The 3,593-nt window shown below is 68.8% G+C and carries 5 protein-coding genes; all 5 read left to right on the forward strand.

From position 1 onward, the window contains the following. On the forward strand, positions 1-426 hold a 426-nt coding region (locus C5O18_RS07515; RefSeq protein ID WP_146089273.1), incomplete at its 5' end, for a YfgM family protein. A gap of 29 nt (positions 427-455) precedes the next feature. Then, on the forward strand, positions 456-1,154 hold the full coding sequence (locus C5O18_RS07520; RefSeq protein WP_478209687.1) for an outer membrane protein assembly factor BamB family protein: 699 nt from the start codon (positions 456-458) through the stop codon (positions 1,152-1,154). Beyond that, positions 1,151-1,492 carry a PQQ-binding-like beta-propeller repeat protein gene (locus C5O18_RS07525; RefSeq protein WP_105192849.1) on the forward strand — a complete coding sequence of 114 codons (342 nt, stop codon included), beginning with the start codon at positions 1,151-1,153 and terminating at the stop codon, positions 1,490-1,492. Before C5O18_RS07520 ends, C5O18_RS07525 begins: the two co-directional genes overlap by 4 nt. A gap of 51 nt (positions 1,493-1,543) precedes the next feature. Beyond that, positions 1,544-2,947: a ribosome biogenesis GTPase Der gene (der, locus tag C5O18_RS07530; protein WP_105192851.1), complete on the forward strand. Its 1,404-nt coding sequence runs from the start codon at positions 1,544-1,546 to the stop codon at positions 2,945-2,947. A 52-nt stretch (positions 2,948-2,999) separates the two neighbouring features. Continuing rightward, on the forward strand, positions 3,000-3,593 hold a 594-nt coding region (locus tag C5O18_RS07535), incomplete at its 3' end, for a TonB-dependent receptor plug domain-containing protein (protein ID WP_158249299.1).

Here is a 3,593-nt window from a genome sequence, read left to right on the forward strand (position 1 = left end):
CCCTACGCCACCGATGCGGCCCTGCTGCTGGCCAAGCGCGCGGTCGAGGCCGGTGACCTGGCCGAGGCCGAGAAGCAGCTGCGCTGGGTGCTAGACAACGGCGCGCCGGACGAGACCGAGCATCTGGTCCGCACCCGCCTGGCCCGCGTGCTGGCGGCGCAGAAGAAGCCGGATGCCGCGCTCGCCGAGCTGGATCAGGTCAAGGATGCGTCGCTGGCGCCGCTGGTCGATGAAATCCGTGGCGACATCCATCTCGCCAAGGGTGACCTGGCTCGTGCCGCCGCTGCCTACAAGGCTGCTGACGCGGCCCTGGCCGGACGTGACGAGGCCCGTCCGCTGCTGGCGCTGAAGCTCGCCGAAGTCGGCCTGGAGCCGGCGCCGCGCAAGTCCGACGAAGCCGCCGCCGCTGAAAAGGGAGCCCTGTGATGAACCGTCGCCTGCGTATTGCCTGTGTCATGGCCGCTGCCGTGCTGGCGGCGTGCAGCAGCAACCCGAAGAAGGACGTCGCGCCGCTGCCCGAGCTGTCCGGCAAGGTGGTCAAGCTCGACAGCCGCTGGTCGGTGTCCGTGGGCGACGGTTCGGACAAGGAAGCCGTGCAGCTCGAACCCGCCGTGCTGGCGCCGGCCGTGTTCGCCGCCAGTCGCGACGGCGTGGTGAAGGCGGTCGGCCGTGCCACCGGCAAGCTGCGCTGGAAGCGTGATTTCAAGGAAGGCATCACCGGCGGCGTTGGCGCCGGCGACGGCGTGGTCGCGCTGGGCACGGCCCAGGCCGAGCTGCTGCTGCTCGACGCCCGCGACGGCAAGACGCTCTGGCGCGCGCCGCTGGGCGCCGCGCTGCTGTCGGTGCCGCGCATCACCGCCACCGAAGTCGTGGTGCAGACGCTGGATGGCAAGCTGCAGGTGTTCGAGCGCGCCGACGGCAAGCGCCGCTGGCAGTTCGACACCCCGGTGCCTCCGCTCTCGCTGCGCGGCAACGCCTCCCCGATCGTCAGCGGCGACAAGATGTTCGCCGTCAGCGGCCAGGGCGACCTGTACCAGATCGACCTCAAGTCCGGCCTGCCGGTGTGGCAGACCCGTGTCACCAACTCCCGCGGCCGCGGCGAGATCGAACGTCTCATGGACATCGACGGCGANTGCGTCGCCGCTGGCAGGTGAACATCTCCACCACGCAGAGCGTCGGCCTCGATGCCGCCCATGTCTACGCCGTCGACATCGATGGTTCCATGGCCGCCATCCACCGCATCACCGGTGCCATCGTCTGGCGCCAGGACGGCCTCAAGGGTCGCAAGCTGCTGACCCCGGTGGTCTGGCGCGGTCTGGTGGTGGTGGGCGACAGCGAAGGCTGGCTGCACCTGTTCAGTCCGGTCGACGGCTCCCCGCGCGGTCGCGAGCGCGCCGCGCGCGGACCGCTCATGAGCGTTGTGGTGGATGCACCGCAGCTGCTCACCCTGACCACCAAGGGCAGGCTGCGCGCCTGGGATCTGAATCCCTGAGGCGCCCGTTTTCCCCCGACCATGGCTCCGGCCTGTGAAGAACGCTGATTTATGAAACCCGTGATTGCCCTGGTCGGGCGGCCGAATGTCGGCAAGTCGACCCTGTTCAACCAGCTCACCAAGAGCCGCGACGCCCTCGTCGCGGACCTGCCCGGACTCACGCGCGACCGCAAGTACGGTGACGCCTGCGTCGAAGGCAAGTCCTTCATCGTCATCGACACCGGCGGCATCGGCGAGTCCGAGCAGGGCATCGATGCGCCCATGGCGGAGCAGTCGCGCCTGGCCATCGAAGAGGCCGAGATCGTCCTCTTCTTGGTCGATGCCCGCGCCGGCCTGACCCCGGCCGACATCCAGATCGCCACCGAGCTGCGCGCACTGAGCAAGCAGGTGCACCTGGTCGTCAACAAGATCGACGGCATCCAGGAGGAAGTGGCGCTGGCCGACTTCCACCGCCTCGGCTTCGGCGAGCTGCACGGCATCGCCGCCAGCCACGGTCGCGGCGTGACGCAGATGATCGAGACGGTGCTGGCGCCCTTCCCGGAAGACGAGGAAGTCGTCGAGGACCCCGAGAGCGGCATCAAGATCGCCATTGTCGGACGTCCGAACGTGGGCAAGTCGACGCTGGTCAACCGCCTGCTGGGCGAGGACCGCGTGGTGGTCTACGACATGCCGGGCACCACCCGCGACAGCATCTACATTCCCTACGAGCGCCAGGGCCAGCGCTACACGCTGATCGACACCGCCGGCGTGCGCCGCCGCGGCCGCATCAACGAGAGCGTCGAGAAATTCTCGGTGATCAAGACCCTGCAGGCGGTCAAGGACGCGCATGTCGTGGTCATGGTCATGGATGCCCACGAGAGCATCGTCGACCAGGATCTCAACCTGCTCGGCTTCGTGCTCGAGACCGGCCGCGCGCTGGTGATCGCCATCAACAAGTGGGACGGCATGACCGACTACGAGCGGCAGACCTTGCGCAACGACATGCAGCGCCGCTTCGACTTCCTGCCCTACGTGAAGATCCACCTGATCTCGGCCAAGCACGGCACCGGCGTCGGCGACCTGTATCCGTCGATCCGCCGCGCCTACGACTCGGCCATGATCCGCGTGCCCACCAGCCGCCTCAACCAGCTGCTGGCCGATGCCGTCGAGCAGCACCAGCCGCCGCTGGTGTCCGGCCGCCGCATCAAGCTGCGCTTCTGCCACATGGGCGGTCACAACCCGCCGCTGTTCGTGATCCACGGCAACCAGACCGAGTCGGTGCCCAAGGACTACAAGCGCTACCTGGAGAACGTCTTCCGCAAGGCGCTGAAGCTGCAGGGCACCCCGGTGCACCTGGAGTTCAAGACCAGCGACAACCCGTTCAAGGACCGCGTCAACAAGCTGACCGAGGCCCAGGCCGACCGTCGCCGCCGCCACGTCCAGTTCCACAAGAAGCGCGAAAAGAAGGGACGCTGAGCACATGTCCGCCGCGCCCCCGATCCGATGCGAGCGCGGATGCCGCGAGTCCATGCTGATGCTGCTGCCCTGGCTGCTGCCGGCCCTGGCGCAGGCCGACGTGCCCGGCTTCGGCGATACCGGCGACGTGCCGGTGGTGATCTCCGCCACCCGCCTGCAGCAGTCCCTGCTCGACACCCCGGCCACGGTCACGGTGATCGACCGCGGGCTGATCCGTGCCAGCGGCGCGCGCGAGCTGCCGGACATCCTGCGCTTGGTGCCGGGCATGGTGGTGGGGCGCGAATCGGGCGCCGAGGCCTTCGTCGGCTACCACGGCACCTCCGCCGGCGGCGGCCGGCGCATGCAGGTGCAGGTCGACGGCCGCTCCATCTACGAGACCGGCCTGGCGCGCGTGGACTGGATCGGTCTGGCGCTGGATGTCGAGGACATCGAGCGCATCGAGGTGGTGCGCGGGCCGAATTCGGCCGCCTACGGCGCCAACAGCTTCTTCGCCGTCGTCAACATCATCACCCGCGATCCGCAGGATGTGCCGGCCGCCGAGCTCAAGCTGAATCACGGCGAGAACGGCATCCGCGACGGTTTCGCGCGCATCGCCGGCCAGGCGCTGGGGGCCGACTGGCGCTGGTCGTTCAGTCACCGCGAGGAT

Source organism: Amnimonas aquatica (assembly GCF_002943415.1).
GTDB lineage: Bacteria > Pseudomonadota > Gammaproteobacteria > Pseudomonadales > Moraxellaceae > Perlucidibaca > Perlucidibaca aquatica_A.